Genomic DNA, 15,221 nt, shown 5'->3' on the forward strand with positions numbered 1-15,221 from the left:
CTCCGTTCGATGGCGCATCAGACGTCAGGATGGCGAGGTGCGGCCGGCTGGGGATGCAGCGCCGCCGCGCCGCCCAGGCCACCGCCACCATGGGCGCTGCTGGCACCGTGGCCTGCGGGGTGCGGCACGGTGCCGTGCAGCTTGAGCGGCCGGTTGCCCGCGAGCTTTCGCAGCAGCACGTAGAACACCGGCGTCAGGAAGAGACCGAAGGCCGTCACGCCGATCATTCCCGAGAAGACCGCCACGCCCATGGCCTTGCGCATCTCGGAGCCCGCGCCGCTGGAAAGCACCAGCGGCAGCACGCCCATGATGAAAGCCAGCGAGGTCATCAGGATCGGACGCAGGCGCAGGCGGCTGGCTTCCACGGCCGCTTCGACCGGCGAGCGGCCCTCGAATTCAAGCTCCCGCGCGAACTCGACGATCAGGATCGCGTTCTTGGCGCTCAGCCCCACCAGCACGATCAGCCCGATCTGCGTGAAGACGTTGTTGTCACCCCCCGAGATCCACACGCCCGTCATGGCCGCAAGCAGTCCCATCGGCACGATCAGGATGATCGCGATGGGCAGCGTCAGGCTCTCGTACTGCGCGGCCAGTACCAGGAACACCAGCAGGATGGCCAGCGGGAACACGACGAAGGCGGAATTGCCGGCCAGGATCTCCTGGTAGGTCAGCTCCGTCCACTCGAAACCGATGCCCTTGGGCAGCGTTTCGGCCGCAATGCGCGCGACCGCGTCCTGGGCCTGGCCCGACGAATAGCCGGGCGCAGGGCCGCCGTTGATGTCAGCGGCAAGGTAGCCGTTGTAGCGCATGGCACGTTCCGGACCAAAGCTCGAATTGACCTTCATCAGCGCCGACAGCGGCACCATCTCGCCGGTGGTCGAACGCACCTTGAGCAGGCCCACGTCCTCGGCGCGGGCGCGGTAAGGCGCATCGGCCTGCACCCGCACGCTGTAGGTCCGACCGAACTTGTTGAAGTCGTTGGCGTACAGGCTCCCCAGGTAGATCTGCATCGTGTCGAAGATGTCGGTCACCGGCACGCCCAGTTGACGCGCCTTGGTGCGGTCGATGTCCGCGTAGAGCTGCGGCACGTTGACCTGCCAGCTCGTGAACATGCCGGCGAGCTCTGGCGCCTGCGAGGCCTTGGCCATGAAGGCCTTGACCGCCGCGTCCATCTGGTCGTAGCCGAGCGAGGCGCGGTCTTCGATCTGCATCTTGAAGCCACCGGTGGTGCCCAGGCCGGCGACAGGCGGCGGCGGGAACATCACGATGAAGGCATCCTGAATGCCTGCGAACTGCTGGTTCAGCTGGCCTGCAACGGCACCGCCGCTCTGATCCGCGCGCTGCCTTTCGGCAAAGGGCTTGAGCGTGACGAACACCACACCCGAATTCGAACTGTTGGTGAAGCCGTTGATCGACAGGCCCGGAAAGGCGAGCGCGTCCTCGACGTTCGGATTCTTCTTGACGATCTCGCCCATGCGCTGGATCACGTCTTCCGTGCGGTCGAGCGTAGCGCCGTCGGGCAGCTGCGCAAAGCCGATCAGGTACTGCTTGTCCTGCGCCGGCACGAAGCCACTGGGCACCGCCTTGAACAGGCCGAAGGTCACTCCCACCAGGGCGAGGTAGACCACCAGCATCAAGGTCTTGCGCGAGATCACTTGCTTGACGCCGCCGCTGTAGGCCTCGCTGCCGCGATGGAAGAATCGGTTGAAGCCGCGGAACAGCCAGCCGAACGCACGGTCCATGCCGCGTGTGAGTGCGTCCTTGGGCTGGTCGTGGCCGCGCAGCAGCAAGGCGGCGAGCGCGGGCGACAGCGTGAGCGAGTTGATCGCCGAGATCACCGTGGAGATCGCGATGGTCACGGCGAACTGACGGTAGAACTGCCCGGTCAGGCCGCTGATGAAGGCCAGCGGCACGAAAACGGCCACCAGCACCAGCGCGATGGCCACGATCGGCCCCGACACCTCGCGCATCGCCTTGTAGGTCGCCTCGCGCGGGCTCAATCCCGCCTCGATGTTGCGCTCGACGTTTTCCACCACCACGATGGCGTCGTCCACCACGATGCCGATGGCCAGCACCAGCCCGAACAGGGAGAGCGCGTTGATCGAGAAGCCGAGCACGTGCAGCACGGCGAAGGTGCCAACCACCGACACCGGCACGGCCAGCAGCGGAATGATGGAGGCGCGCCAGGTCTGCAGGAACAGGATCACCACCAGCACCACCAGCGCGATGGCTTCGAGCAACGTGTGGATCACCGACTCGATCGACGCCCGCACGAACTGCGTCGGGTCGTAGGCGATGCGGTATTCCACGCCTTCGGGCATCGACTTCGACAGGTCGTCCATGGCCTGGCGCACGTCGCGTGAAATGTCGAGTGCGTTGGAGCCAGGCGCCTGGAACACGCCCATGCCGACGGCTGCCTTGTTGTTGAGCAGCGAGCGCAGCGAATAGTCCGCAGCGCCCATCTCCAGCCGGCCGATGTCGCGCAGCCGGGTCACGGCGCCATCCGTGCCGCTCTTGACGATGATGTCGCCGAATTCCTCTTCGCTCTGCAGGCGGCCCTGCGCGTTGATCGACAGTTGCATGTCCACGCCCGACAGGCCCGGCGACGCGCCGACCACGCCGGCCGCAGCCTGGATGTTCTGCCCACGGATGGCCGCGACCACGTCGCTGGCCGACAGACCGCGCTCGGCCACCTTTTGGGGATCGAGCCAGACGCGCATCGCATAGTCGCCGCCGCCGAAGATCTGCACCTGGCCGACGCCCGGAATGCGCGCGAGCCGGTCCTTGACGTTGAGCACCGCGTAGTTGCGCAGGTAGTTGACGTCGTAGCGGTCATTGGGCGACACCATGTGCACGACCATCGTCAGGTCGGGCGCGCTCTTGATGGTCGTGATGCCCAGGCGGCGGACCTCCTCGGGCAGGCGCGGCTCGGCTTGCGAGACGCGGTTCTGCACCAGCTGCTGCGCCTTGTCGGGGTCGGTGCCCAGCTTGAAGGTCACGGTCAGCGTCATCACGCCGTCGGTCGTGGCCTGGCTGCCCATGTACAGCATGCCCTCGACGCCATTGATCTGCTCCTCGAGCGGGGTGGCCACCGTCTCGGCGATCACCTTCGGGTTGGCGCCCGGGTACTGCGCACGCACCACCACCGACGGCGGCGCCACTTCGGGGTATTCGGAAATCGGCAGCCCGCGCAGGGCGATCAGCCCAGCGACGAGCATCAGCACCGACAGCACACCGGCGAAGATCGGCCGGTCGATGAAGAACTTGGAAAGGTTCATGAATGTCTTTCAGTCACGCCGCAGCGCTCAGGAATTGGCCGCGACCGTGCGCGCGCCAGGCGCCTGCCCCACCGCGTCCATCGGCACCGATTCGGGTGCGACCAGCGCGCCGGGCCGCACGTGTTGCAGGCCGTTGACGACCACCCGTTCACCGGGCTTGAGTCCGGTGGTCACCACGCGCAGGCCATTGGACGGTGCGCCCAGCGTGACTTCGCGGTACTCGGTCTTGTTGGCGGCATTGACCACCATCACGAACTTCTTGCTCTGGTCGGTACCGATCGCGCGCTCACTGACCAGCGTCACGCGGCTCGTGCGTGCCTGGCCCATGCGGATGCGGGCGAACTGTCCGGGGATCAGCGCGCCGTCGGCGTTGTCAAAGGAGGCCCGCACGCGCACCGTACCGCTTCGCGCGTCGACCTGGTTGTCAATGAGCTGCAGGCGGCCCTCGAACGGCGTGCCCACGCTCGATGCCGTGCCCATCTGCACGGGAATCTGTGCCAGCGCAGTGCGCGCGGCGCCACCACCGGGCAGGTCTTTGAGCGCCTTGCCGACGATCTGCTCGTCGGCGTCGAAGCTCGCATAGATCGGGCTGACCGATACCAGCGTGGTCAGGACCGGCGCACCCGGCCCAGCGGCCACCAGATTGCCCACCGTGACCTCGATACGGCCCACGCGTCCGGCCACCGGCGCACGCACCTGGGTGTAGCCCAGGTTGAGTCGCGCGCTCTGCAACGAGGCTTGCGCGGCGCGCAGGTTGGCTTCGGCTTCACGGCCGGCGTTCACGCGTTCGTCGAGTTCGCGCTGTGCGATCGCCTGCTCGTCCCACAGGCGGCGGGCGCGGTCCTGCTCGCTGCGGCTGAAGGACAGGCGCGCCTGGGCCGACGCCACCTGTGCCTCGGCGCGGTCCACCTCGGCGGCGTACGGCGCGGGATCGATGGTGAGCAGCAACTCCCCTTTCTTCACGAGCGCACCTTCACGGAAATGCACGGCCTGCACCGCACCGGCCACCCGCGAGCGCACATCGACGCGCTCGACCGCTTCGAGCCTGCCGGAGAACTCGTCCCAGGCCGTGATGTCGGTGGCGGCGACGGTGGCGACCGACACAGGCGTGGCCTGCGGTGCGGCAGCCGGTGCGGGTGACTCGGCATTGCTGATCTGCGTGCCGAAGATGGCGGACACCACGGCGGCGATGGCTGTGAGCGCGGTGACTGCGGGCCAGACGCTGCGGCGGCCCAGTTGGGAAATGCGGGAGGTGCGCTCGGCGGGTTGCTTGTTCATGATGTCCATCCTCGGTTGCTGATTCTTTGGGGTGCAGAAGGCCATTCCGGCGCGATAACGCCAGACGACACGGGTTGCGGCCACCGGGATCGCCGGTGCCGTGGTTCAGGTTAAAAATGGGTGCCGGCGCAGGCCGGCTGGCGCCTAGTGCGGCGGCTGCGGGGCGGTGGCCGAAGGCGCGGGCTGCGCCTCACCGCCCGCGAAGAAACTTCGGAACTCCGCCGTAACCGCCCGCGAACAGGCGCATTGCGTCGGCGGCTCCGCCAGTGCGTCGGGCCAGTTGCGCGCCTGGTCCACCACGCAACAGCGTGCGTCGATGCCGGCGTCGGCCAGGCGCTTGGCGTACTTCACCGCCTCGTCACGCATGGGGTCGTCCTGGCCGGTGAGCACCAGCGTTGGTGCGATGTCCACCAGCCGGCTCGCAGAACCCGGCACCGCGTACGGATGCTCCGCATCGCGCGGGCAGCGCAGGTACTGCTGCCAGCCCTCGGAGTACTTGCAGGCCGACGCATCGCCCATGGCCTTGCGCAGCGAAGCGGTGCCCACACAAGGGTCCAGCATGGGCGAGACCAGGATCTGCCCGGCCAGCGGCGGATGCGCCCTGTCGCGGGCGATCAGCGCCAGCGCAGCCGCCAGATTGCCCCCCGCCTCCTCGCCGGCCAGATAAACACGTGCGCCCTTGCCTGCGAACTTGGCGCGGTGCTTGTAGAGCCAGGCAAGCGCCTCGTAGCCGACTTCGATGGCGTCGGGGAACGGATGCAGCGGCGCCAGCGGATAGGCCATCGACACCACCGCCGCACCCGCATCCACCAGCATGCGCGCCACATTGCGCCCTTGTTCGAGATCGCCGCAGACGAAGTTGCCGCCGTGAAAGTGCAGCACCAGCGGCGTCGCGCTGCCCACCGGCTGCCGCGCCCTCACGCCATAGCTGCGCGCACGAACCGGCTCACGGCCCGGCAGAAGGATCGTGATCTCCTTCTCGTCGGCCAGCAATTCAGTGCAAGCCGGAAGCTCGGAAGCGAGGGGCGAAGAAGAAATGGACATGGCGAGCGGGGTGTCGGTGGGGTTGAAACAAATGTAAGGCCAGCAGACCTTGCATCCAACACCCGCTTTGCCACATCACAGTTTCCCCTGACGTAACAATGGCGGCCGACTGCGTGTGAGAATTCACGCCACGCAGCGCATGCTGCAGGAGCGACGAAGACAGATGGATCAGATCCAGGCGATGCGGGTGTTTGCAAGAGTGGTGGAGGCCGGCAGTTTCACGCGTGCGGCCGATTCGCTGGACATACCCAAGGGAACGGTCACCAAGCAGATTCAGGCGCTGGAGGCGCGCGTGCGCGTGAAGCTGCTCAACCGCACCACGCGGCGAGTGACGGTCACGCCCGACGGCGCGGCCTACTACGAGCGGGCCTCGCGGCTGCTCAATGATCTCGACGACCTCGAGTCGAGCATGACCAATGCGCAGGCCAATCCGAGCGGGCGGTTGCGCATCGACGTCGGGTCGTCCACTGCCAGCGAGATCCTCATTCCGGCGTTGGACGATTTCTTCGCGCGCTATCCCGACATCCAGCTCGAGATCGGCGTGAGCGATCGGATCGTCGACATGATCACGGACAACGTCGACTGCGTGATCCGTGCCGGCGACGTCACCGACCAGTCGCTGGTGGCACGCCGCATCGGCACGCTTCCCTTCGTGTCGGTCGCCTCGCCGGCCTATCTGAAACGATACGGTGTGCCCCAGCACCCGAACGACCTCGACAAGCGGCACCGTGTGGTCGGCTATTTCTCGGGTAACACGCGGCGCATGTACCCCGACGAATACAACAAGGACGGCGAGCACATCGAAGTCGACGGGCACTACAGCATTGCCGTCAACGAGAACAACGCGCACACGCACGCGGTGCTCGCCGGACTGGGCGTGTCGCAGATGGTGACCTTCATCGCGCAGCCGCTGCTCGACCGTGGCGCGCTGGTGCAGGTGCTGCCGGACTGGACGCGCGAGCCCTTGCCCATCTACGTCGTTTACCCGCCCAACCGCCATCTGAGCGCCAAGGTGCGGGCCTTCGTCGACTGGACGGCCGAGCTGTTTGCGCGCAACCCGTTGCTGCAACGTACGGCTGGCACACGCTGACCGCGATGGCTGCGCCGGCGGGCCCGGCTTTCTTCAAGCCTCCTTGCTCGCGCTCGCCGGCTCCGGCGGTGCCAGCATGGTGCCCCGGCAGCTCGGCGTGCCGCAGTGGCAGGGGAAATCCTCAGGACCACAGCCTTCGTCCGCAGTGAGCGAATAGTCGATGAAGAGCTCTTCCCTGGCCTTCACCGCGCGCAAGGTCTGGAAGCGCAGCACCATGCGGCCCGCATCGTCGTAATCCTCGACCGCCTCGCAGTTGGGCTCGCACGAATGGTTGAGGTGGCGCGTGGCATTGCCGCCCTTGCCACCGTCGATGGTGTTGCCGTCGGACAGCGTGAAGAGGTAGGTCAGCCGGTCGTCCCAGTCCTTGGCTGCAATCTGCGCGGGCGTGTAGCGCTTGCCTTCGTAGAAGCCGAGGAAGGTGCCCGCTGGCAGCGACCGTGTGGCGAAAGCGCCCAGCCCATGGATGCCGCTCTCGCTGACGCGCAGATAGGGGGTGGACGAAACGGCGGGGACTGCGGCTTTGAGGGGCTTGGACATGTCGATGGAAGTCGTGGAATCGCGTTGTTGCACTGCGGGGAGGCGCAAGCCTAACGCAGCGCGGCCTTGCCCATGGCGCAGCACGTTGCGTGCCTGCCGTCGCAACGGCTGACGACCTTGCCTCGGTCGGGCAATCCATCAGGGCTGTATATTTGTCCAGTCCATCATGACCACGTCCACCCTCGCCTCTTCCTGCACATCCGAATCCGTGCCACCGGCGTGCCGCGTGTCCGTGAAGACCTTGTGCGCGTTCAGCGCCAAGCGCGGGGACATCGACCTGCGCTTCGTCCCCTCGCCGACCGCCCAGCAGGGCATGGCCGGCCACGTGCGTGTCCAGGCCCGGCGCGGTGCGGGCTATGAAAGCGAAGTCGTCCTGCGCGGCGCGCACGGCCCGTTGCAAGTGCGCGGTCGTGCGGACGGCTATGACACGGCGCGCGGCCGGGTCGAGGAGATCAAGACCTTCCGTGGTCGCTTCGACGCCATCCGCGACAACCATCGCGCCCTGCACTGGGCCCAGGCCAAGGTCTACGGCTGGTTGCTCTGCGAGCGCGACGCGCTCGCGCACATCGACGTGGCGCTGGTCTACCTCGATCTGGGCACCGACGAGGAAACGGTGCTCGAGGAGCGTTGCACGCGCGAAGCGCTCGCGCTGCATTTCGAAGGCCTGTGCGCGGCCTATGCCGCGTGGGCGCAAAGCGAGGCGGCGCACCATGCGGCGCTCAGCGGCCGGCTGGCCTCACTGGCGTTTCCGCACGCGGCCTTTCGCAACGGCCAGCGTGATATCGCCGACGCGGTGTACCGGGCAGCAGCGGCGGCGCGCCATCTGCTGATCGAGGCGCCCACGGGCATCGGCAAGACGCTCGCCACGCTGTTTCCGATGCTCAAGGCGCGCGCGCAGCAAAAGCTCGACAAGGTGTACTTCCTGACCGCCAAGACCTCCGGCCGGGCCATCGCACTGGAGGCATTGCAGCAGATCGTCGGCACGGGCGCATCGCTGCGCGTGCTGGAGCTGACGGCGCGCGACAAGGTCTGCGAGCATCCGGGCAAGGCCTGCAACGGCGAAGCCTGTCCGCTGGCCCGCGGCTTCTACGACCGGCTTGCCGCTGCACGCGCACAAGCCGTGCAGACGGCCTGGCTTGACCGCGCGGCCCTGCGGCGCATTGCACTCGCACATGACCTCTGCCCCTATTTCCTGTCGCAGGAACTGGTGCGCTGGAGCGACGTGATCGTCGGCGACTACAACCATTACTTCGACACCAGCGCGTTCCTGTATGCCCTGATGAAAGAAGAAGACTGGCAGGTGGCCCTGCTGGTCGACGAGGCGCACAACCTGGTGCAGCGGGCTCGTGGCATGTACACGGCCGTGCTGGACGGACCCGCGCTCGACCGCGTGCGACGCCACGCCCCCGCTGCCCTCCGCCTGCCGCTGCAGCAGGTGGAGCGCGCCTGGCGTTCGGTGCAGGACGCCCAGGGCGCGGCTTATGCGTTGCACGCCGAGGTGCCCGACGCGCTTCCCCTCGCATTGCAAGGCGCAGTCGCCGCCATGGGCGACCATTTCGCCGCGCATCCCGAGCACGCGCAGGGCCCGCTGCAGCAATTCTTCTTCGATGCCATCCAGTTCGCGCGCCTGGCCGACGCCTTCGCCGACCATTCGGTCTTCGAGAGCACGCTCGACGCGGCTGCCGCATCGGGCATGGGGGACACCGGAGAGGCCGGCGCCCGCGGGCTGGCCATCCGCAACCTGCTGCCCGCACCCTTTCTGCAATCGCGCTTTGCCGCCTGCCGCGCTTCGGCCTGCTTTTCGGGCACCCTGGCGCCTTTCGACTTCTACCGCCAGACGCTGGGCATGCCGGGCAATACTGCGACGCTGCGGGTCGGCTCACCGTTTCGCAGCGAACAGCTCGCGGTGCGGGTGGTCGATGACCTGTCGACACGTTTTCGCGACCGCGCACGCACGCTGGGCAGGCTGGTCGACCTCATGGCCGCGCAGATCAAGGCCCAGCCGGGCAACTACATGGCCTTCTTCAGCAGCTTCGACTATCTGGAGCGTGCCGTCGATGCGCTGGGCGCGCGCCACCCCGGCGTGCCGATGTGGGCCCAGACGCGCGGCATGACGGAGGGCGACCGGCATGCCTTCCTTGCGCGCCTGAGACCGGGCGGCTGCGGCATCGCGTTCGCCGTGCTGGGTGGCGCGTTCGGCGAAGGGGTGGATCTGCCGGGCGACCGGCTCATCGGCGCCTTCATCGCGAGCCTGGGCCTGCCGCAGCACAACCTGCTCAACGAAACCCTGCGAGAACGCATGGAGGCGCGCTTTGGCGACGGCTGGGCCTACGCGTACCTTTATCCCGGACTGCAGAAAGTGGTGCAGGCCGCAGGCCGCGTGATCCGCACCGAGCAGGACGTCGGTGTGCTCTACCTGATGGACGACCGCTTCTCGCGGCCTGAAGTCCGTGCGCTGCTACCGCCCTGGTGGGACGTTCAGCCCCTCGTCGATTGAATAACCGAAGTAGGGCTGCACCAGCACCGAGAGGTGACGGAGAAGGAACGTTGGATCAAGCTCTGCGAGCTCGATCGTGTCGCGCAACGATGCATCCGATGGGGCGGCCACCGGCCCGGCATGCGACACCACGACCATGCGCGCGGTCGTGTCGGCCCAGACATTGACAAAGTGGCCTCGCACGCCACCACCCGTCCTTGTTTCGGCCGCGCGGATGCCGATTCCGAACCGCACGAAGGCCGAAGCACGGCGGTCAGGGGTATAGACGCCCTCTCGCATGTCGACATAGCAAGCCAGCCCCTGCCCCGCGACCCAGCGCTCGAATTGCCGGAAGGTGGGCAGGATCAGCGACTGGGCCTTTGCATTGAACTGGGCAATGAACAGGCTGCGCTCCTTCTCGTGCTGCGCGTACAGCCGTTGCACCAATTGTTCCTTCGTCTCCCGGGAGTCGAACATGGCCTTCATTTCGGCGCGCAAGCGCTCCAGCATGTTCAGTTCGCCAGAAGACGCTGTACTTGCCCCGGCCGTCCGCAGACCGCCGCCCATGGTGCGCGATGAAGGGTTCATGAGTCGTGCCTCGATGAAATGGAAGACCAGTGCTGGGAGGACCCGAAAGAGGAATCCACTGACAAGTTCTTGCGGGCGACAGCCATTGCCATGTGCACCGCCGCGATGCTATTTTTTGCTGCGTTGCAGCAAATGTCAACGATTTGTGAAACATTCACTCTCGCATCTGTACAGGACGAGCGATCTGTGCAAACAAAACTGGTATGAATGCACGCCCAAATTCCGATAACGTCCGATTGACCATCGCCGCCGAAGCATTCAAGCTCAAGATTCAACGCGACGGGATGCTGCGCATGCGCATGCGGGTCGTCTCGCTGTTCTCAACAAACCTGCCCATCCATGCCCTTGCCCACCCGTCCCGTCCGCCCCCTTGCCCGCATCTTTTTCAATCACGTCAAGTCGGCGATGGTCGCCATGACCGCCGCTGCATTGGCAGGCGTGCTGCACGCTGAACCCCTGAAGGTGCCACTCGATAGCGACGACAAAGGTACGGTGTATGTGGCGCCCAACGTGACGTCGACGGAAAAGTCGGTGGATACGACGGGCGCGACCGTGGGCGTGCAGCGTCCGGATGGCAGTGGCGTCTACGGCGGCGTCGACACCGCCACGCCCCGCCCCACCTATTCGCTGGGTGCCAGCACACCCGGCAACGTGTCGTACTCCGCTGGCGTGCAGAGCGACGGCAAGACCAACAACGGGGTGAAAGCCGGTGTGACGATCAAATACTGAAGGCAACAAAAAACCCCTGAGCGATCAAAGATCAATCAGGGGTTCAGGGGCTCTGGCACATGTCCAGAGCCTGTATTGGCGGAACCGGAGGCTGTCAAGTATCAAGGCCTGGCGCCGCTTGCCAAAGCAGCACGGAGTTTTTACCACTGAATTTCCACTTACACCTTGCTGGTCTAGCTTTGGATCAACGGGTTTGGTCAAATGTTAAGACAGGCCTGCGACGCCGATTCGGCACGGCCGGCCGGATAGGGAGTCGCACGCTTGACGCGATACTGAGTTTACATTTACGACACAACTTGTTATTCCTCGTGTCACTCAGTTCAGGAAGCGGCCAGAAGCCATGCGATTTCGATCAAACCGTCAGTTGACGCACCTTCGCCTCGCCACCTGGTGCCTGGTTTTATCGATGGTGGCTGTAATGGCTGCATGTGGTGGTGGGGGTGGTGGCAGCGCAAGCACGCCTACTCCGGGGACTACACCGGCTCCTGGCGGCTCTCCCGGAGAAGGAAACGGCGGTGGAAGCACGCCTCCCACTGTCAAACCGCCCGCACCCAACGGCGCGCCAGTGGCACGCTTGTCGGCCTCCTCCTCCGCGGTCGCCACTGGTTCGACTGTGACGCTCGACGCATCTACAAGCAGCGATCCGGATGGCAACTCCCTGACATTTGCCTGGACGCTGGTCGTCCCGCAAGGCAGCAAGTCTGCGATTTTGAACCCCACCGGCTCTCTAGCGACCTTCATCCCTGACATCGCAGGCACGTATACGGCCGGCGTGACGGCGAAGGATGCCCTCACCACAAGCGCGCCGGCAACCGCCAACGTCATCGCGACAGCGCCTGCTTCATCGACACCACAAATCGTCGTGAACACGGCCGAACCGCTGTCCAGCACGGTACAGCTCACGCTGAGCACGGCAGTGACTGGTACTGTCAGCTGGTATGTTGACCTGCAGTTGCTCGGCGCAGGTGGCGCGGCCGCTAACTCGCCTATCGCTTGGAACACGGCACAGGTTGCGAATGGCCCACATCTCATCGTTGCCCAAATTCAACGCCCCAACGGCACCACCGACGAAGTGCGACGTACGGTCACCGTCAACAACAGCGCAGTGGTTCTGAACGCAAGGGCCGTGGGCACGAGAGGGTCTGTATCAGTCGATGTCACCGCAAGCTCGCCCTCCGGTATTGCCAGCGTATCCCTCTCGATAGATGGGGGGCCTGCGGCAACTCTGAACGCGCCGAATGCATGCGTCTCGCGCTTCTGCTCCGCCAATGACGGCTACAGATTCGCGTTCGATGCAGCGGTGCTCGGCTCCGGCGCGCACACCGCGGTGGTGATAGCAACGGATAGCGTCGGCGCGACGAAGCAGATGACCGTGCCGTTTCCCATCTCGAATGCGCCGATCGTCACCGTGTCCAGCCCACTCGACGGAGCGCTGGTGAGCGGCAGTCTGCAAATTGACGGCACAGCCTCGACAGACAAGGCTGGCACGCTGACGATCACGGCGACGCTGGGGAGCCTGGAGGTGTTGCGCACCACGTCGCGCGTCTTCACAGGCGCTTTCGATCTGACGGGGGTAACGCCTGGGCCATACACGTTGACGATTCGAGCGACCGACGTTGACAAGGTCGTTGGGGAGATCACGCGGACTGTGGTGGTGAAGTCCGCGGCAGCGCCCGCTCCTGTTCCGCTATTCAGTCTTCCAGCGGGCGCCAGTCTTCTGGCCGTCGACGGTTCGAGCCTGCTCTACACCGTCGCAGGTGGAGCCGTCGTGCTGCGAGATATGAACACCGCGGCGGAAGTCACGCTGGCTCGCTCCGCGCAGATCCAATACAGCGCCGGATGGCAAATCAGCGGCGGGCGTGTCTATGCCGGAGGCCAGGATACGGACTGCAATAGCGGTTTCTTCGTTTGCATTTATGAATGGCTGCCCGACGGAACAGTGTCGAATCTCACCAACGCAAACCCGGCCGCCACGGGCTACCAGCAGAACCCCGTTGCCAAGGACGGCTTCGTAGTTTGGTCGAACTCTTCGACTGGCTATACGATTTACTCGGCTTCCGCACGGACCTTCACGCAGGTGTCGCTTCCCCAAGGCGCCAACTACATTGGGAACAATGCCTTCGACCTGTCTGTATCGGGCAATGTGCTGCGCCTGTTCTTCTGGGCTCAGACGGGTGGAAGCGGATCGACGTCGTCCTTCGAGGTGTATGAATGGCGGTCCGATACCGCCTCTACGACCCAACTGACCTCCAACGGTCTGCGCAACGTGAGCGTTCAGACCGATGGGGCGCGGGTCGCGTGGCAGCGGACCCCCCTGGATGGCGGCGATGGGACTGTCACCCTCTTCACTGCGCCAGCGACCGGCGGTGTAGCAACCGCGGTCAGTACGAACGCATTGGCCACATCGCAGTACTTCCTAAAGGAAGGCGTGCTCGCATGGGTTGAATCCGCAAACACCGTCAGAATGCTCAAGGCCAACACGTCAACGACGTCTGCGACGCTTTCCACCAACAGCACGTCGAAGCTGGTCGGCAGTGGTGGCGGACGGGTCGTTTTCAGTGAACAGAACAAGCTCTATAGCTGGAGCTCAGCAAGCGGCGCCACTACCCTGCAGTCGGACACAGTGCCGACCCAGACCTTCGTGAGCAGGAATGGAGCACTGGTGTACCGAATCAATTCAAGCGTGTATCGCGTCGTTCTTCCGTAGATAGCAGGGCGTTCGCTGCCAGGCACTGGCACGCCAGCACTCGTTCGGCCGCGTGCTGCCGCATGAAGTCAACCGAGTTCGCGGCCGACGCGCCGAGCAAAGCCGCTTAGAGGGCACCCGGGAGGATCACGACCATGCGCTTGTCCTGCATCTCGGGCGGCCGCTTCGGGTCGGCCCGGCGCATGTCGCGCATCAGGGCGTGATCGTCGGCGTGGATCGTGAGCATCGCGAAGCTGTCGACCCACCCGGCGCATTTATCCGCAGACCGTCGCCCGCTTGCTCAAAGGCGCCGGCCAACTGTCGATCTGATCGAGCCGCTACGCTCCTGAGCTTTGGCAGTAAAGTTACGGTCAGGAGAAGCAGTTCGCTTGCTCCAAGAAAGAATGCAACATCGAGCGATTAATGGACGAAGAACCAAATTTATTGGACCCCAGCAAGCTCCGGTACGATCTTGAGCACCGCGATCTCTTCGATTTTCTCGCTCTTCACAGGCCCCAAGGGCTGGACTGCCCAATTTGCGGCACGAATCACTGGGGCGTTTACGTAACCGAAGACAGTGAAGTCCGCAGGACGCAGGGTAGAAGGGAGTACCGTGTTCTGCCCGACGGTCGCAAGACAGTGGACAAATTCAACCCAGACGTGCCTTCGGAGATGGCAATTAAGTACTCCCAAGATTGCTACTCGCTGGTTTGCAGCAAGTGCGGCCATCTGGTTTCTTTTAACGCTTCGGTCGTAGCGCGCTCCGCTCAAGCGAAGCGTGCCTTAGAAGCTAGAAACAAGAAAACATGAGCACGTCCCCAGACCGACCACAGGCCATCATGATGGACCAACAGGGAAATCTGACGTCGCTGTTCGGCCGGCCTATGAACATGGGTTCTAGTGACTCCCCAGCACCTGCGAACGACTCGTCAGATAATCGGGCGATGGCCGAAATGACAAGAGAAGAGCTGAACGCGAAGCTTGAACTAGTTCAAGAGCGGAACGACTCACGCTTGTCGCTTTTTGAGCAACGCATGGACAACGCGCTTGCCGAGATGCGCGGAGATCGTGCAGACCTGAAGGACGATATCCGAGGGCTTCAGAGCGACATCAAGAGTTTTCGGGTTCATATCATCAGCACTGTTGTTGTCACAGGGATCGCGGTCATCTCCGGTGTAGCTGCGTTCAACGCGACGGTTCTTTCGAACATGGTCGCCAGCTTCGAATCAGGCAAGAACACGGCACAGCTCATCGGTGACGCGACCAAGCGACTTGAAGTCTTACAAGATCGAATTGAGGCGGCCCAGAGCAATCGTCAAGCTCCGACGGGCACGACTGTCCAACCACAAGCCAAATAAGCTCCAGGGCCTTCGGGAGAAGGAAGACCTGATGCGGTTGCTAAAACTGGCACTTCAAAGCACTGAGCTGGCCCCTTGAATGACAGGACACGGTCTATCGCTTATCTTTGAAGATAGGAGTAGGACTGTGAATACGACTAGGAATACGGATACCGTC

11 protein-coding genes are annotated in these 15,221 nt (G+C 64.5%); 6 read left to right on the plus strand and 5 right to left on the minus strand.

Going from position 1 to position 15,221, the window contains the following annotated elements; translation table 11 throughout:
* Positions 1–17: 17 nt before the first annotated feature.
* The 3 genes from J2W36_RS25770 to J2W36_RS25780 form a co-directional block, all read right to left on the minus strand.
* Positions 18–3,278 (minus strand): efflux RND transporter permease subunit, encoded by a 3,261-nt coding sequence (locus tag J2W36_RS25770; protein WP_307692641.1) that lies wholly within the window; start codon positions 3,276–3,278, stop codon positions 18–20.
* A 27-nt stretch (positions 3,279–3,305) separates the two neighbouring features.
* On the minus strand, positions 3,306–4,556 hold the full coding sequence (locus J2W36_RS25775) for an efflux RND transporter periplasmic adaptor subunit (protein WP_307692642.1): 1,251 nt from the start codon (positions 4,554–4,556) through the stop codon (positions 3,306–3,308).
* Positions 4,557–4,700: 144 nt separating this feature from the next.
* Positions 4,701–5,600, minus strand: a complete 900-nt coding sequence (locus J2W36_RS25780) for an alpha/beta hydrolase (RefSeq protein WP_307692643.1) — start codon at positions 5,598–5,600, stop codon at positions 4,701–4,703.
* Positions 5,601–5,763: 163 nt separating this feature from the next.
* Here J2W36_RS25780 and J2W36_RS25785 point away from each other — a divergent pair, with 163 nt between their 5' ends.
* A complete protein-coding gene (locus J2W36_RS25785) occupies positions 5,764–6,690 on the plus strand; it encodes a LysR family transcriptional regulator (protein WP_307692644.1) in 927 nt (308 codons plus the stop codon).
* A 33-nt stretch (positions 6,691–6,723) separates the two neighbouring features.
* On the opposite strand, the gene J2W36_RS25790 is transcribed toward J2W36_RS25785, so the two are convergent.
* Positions 6,724–7,227 (minus strand): SET domain-containing protein, encoded by a 504-nt coding sequence (locus J2W36_RS25790; RefSeq protein ID WP_307692645.1) that lies wholly within the window; start codon positions 7,225–7,227, stop codon positions 6,724–6,726.
* Positions 7,228–7,393: 166 nt separating this feature from the next.
* On the opposite strand from J2W36_RS25790, the gene J2W36_RS25795 reads away from it, so the two are divergent.
* Positions 7,394–9,724: a helicase C-terminal domain-containing protein gene (locus J2W36_RS25795; RefSeq protein ID WP_307692646.1), complete on the plus strand. Its 2,331-nt coding sequence runs from the start codon at positions 7,394–7,396 to the stop codon at positions 9,722–9,724.
* On the opposite strand, the gene J2W36_RS25800 is transcribed toward J2W36_RS25795, so the two are convergent.
* Entirely contained in the window at positions 9,686–10,291 is a 606-nt protein-coding gene (locus J2W36_RS25800) for a hypothetical protein (RefSeq protein WP_307692647.1), read from the minus strand. The genes J2W36_RS25795 and J2W36_RS25800 overlap by 39 nt on opposite strands.
* 339 nt (positions 10,292–10,630) lie before the next feature.
* On the opposite strand from J2W36_RS25800, the gene J2W36_RS25805 reads away from it, so the two are divergent.
* The 4 genes from J2W36_RS25805 to J2W36_RS25820 all read left to right on the plus strand — a co-directional run bounded on the left by J2W36_RS25805 (position 10,631) and on the right by J2W36_RS25820 (position 15,064).
* Positions 10,631–11,020: a hypothetical protein gene (locus tag J2W36_RS25805; protein ID WP_307692648.1), complete on the plus strand. Its 390-nt coding sequence runs from the start codon at positions 10,631–10,633 to the stop codon at positions 11,018–11,020.
* Positions 11,021–11,438: 418 nt separating this feature from the next.
* Entirely contained in the window at positions 11,439–13,727 is a 2,289-nt protein-coding gene (locus J2W36_RS25810) for a PKD domain-containing protein (RefSeq protein ID WP_370869392.1), read from the plus strand.
* 402 nt (positions 13,728–14,129) lie between these two features.
* A complete protein-coding gene (locus J2W36_RS25815; RefSeq protein WP_307692650.1) occupies positions 14,130–14,516 on the plus strand; it encodes a hypothetical protein in 387 nt (128 codons plus the stop codon).
* Positions 14,513–15,064, plus strand: coding sequence for a hypothetical protein (locus J2W36_RS25820; protein WP_307692651.1), 552 nt, complete (start codon positions 14,513–14,515; stop codon positions 15,062–15,064). The genes J2W36_RS25815 and J2W36_RS25820 overlap by 4 nt, the downstream gene beginning before the upstream one ends.
* The last annotated feature ends 157 nt before the right edge of the window (positions 15,065–15,221 follow it).

The organism is Variovorax ginsengisoli, from assembly GCF_030811835.1.
Classification (GTDB): domain Bacteria; phylum Pseudomonadota; class Gammaproteobacteria; order Burkholderiales; family Burkholderiaceae_C; genus Variovorax; species Variovorax ginsengisoli_C.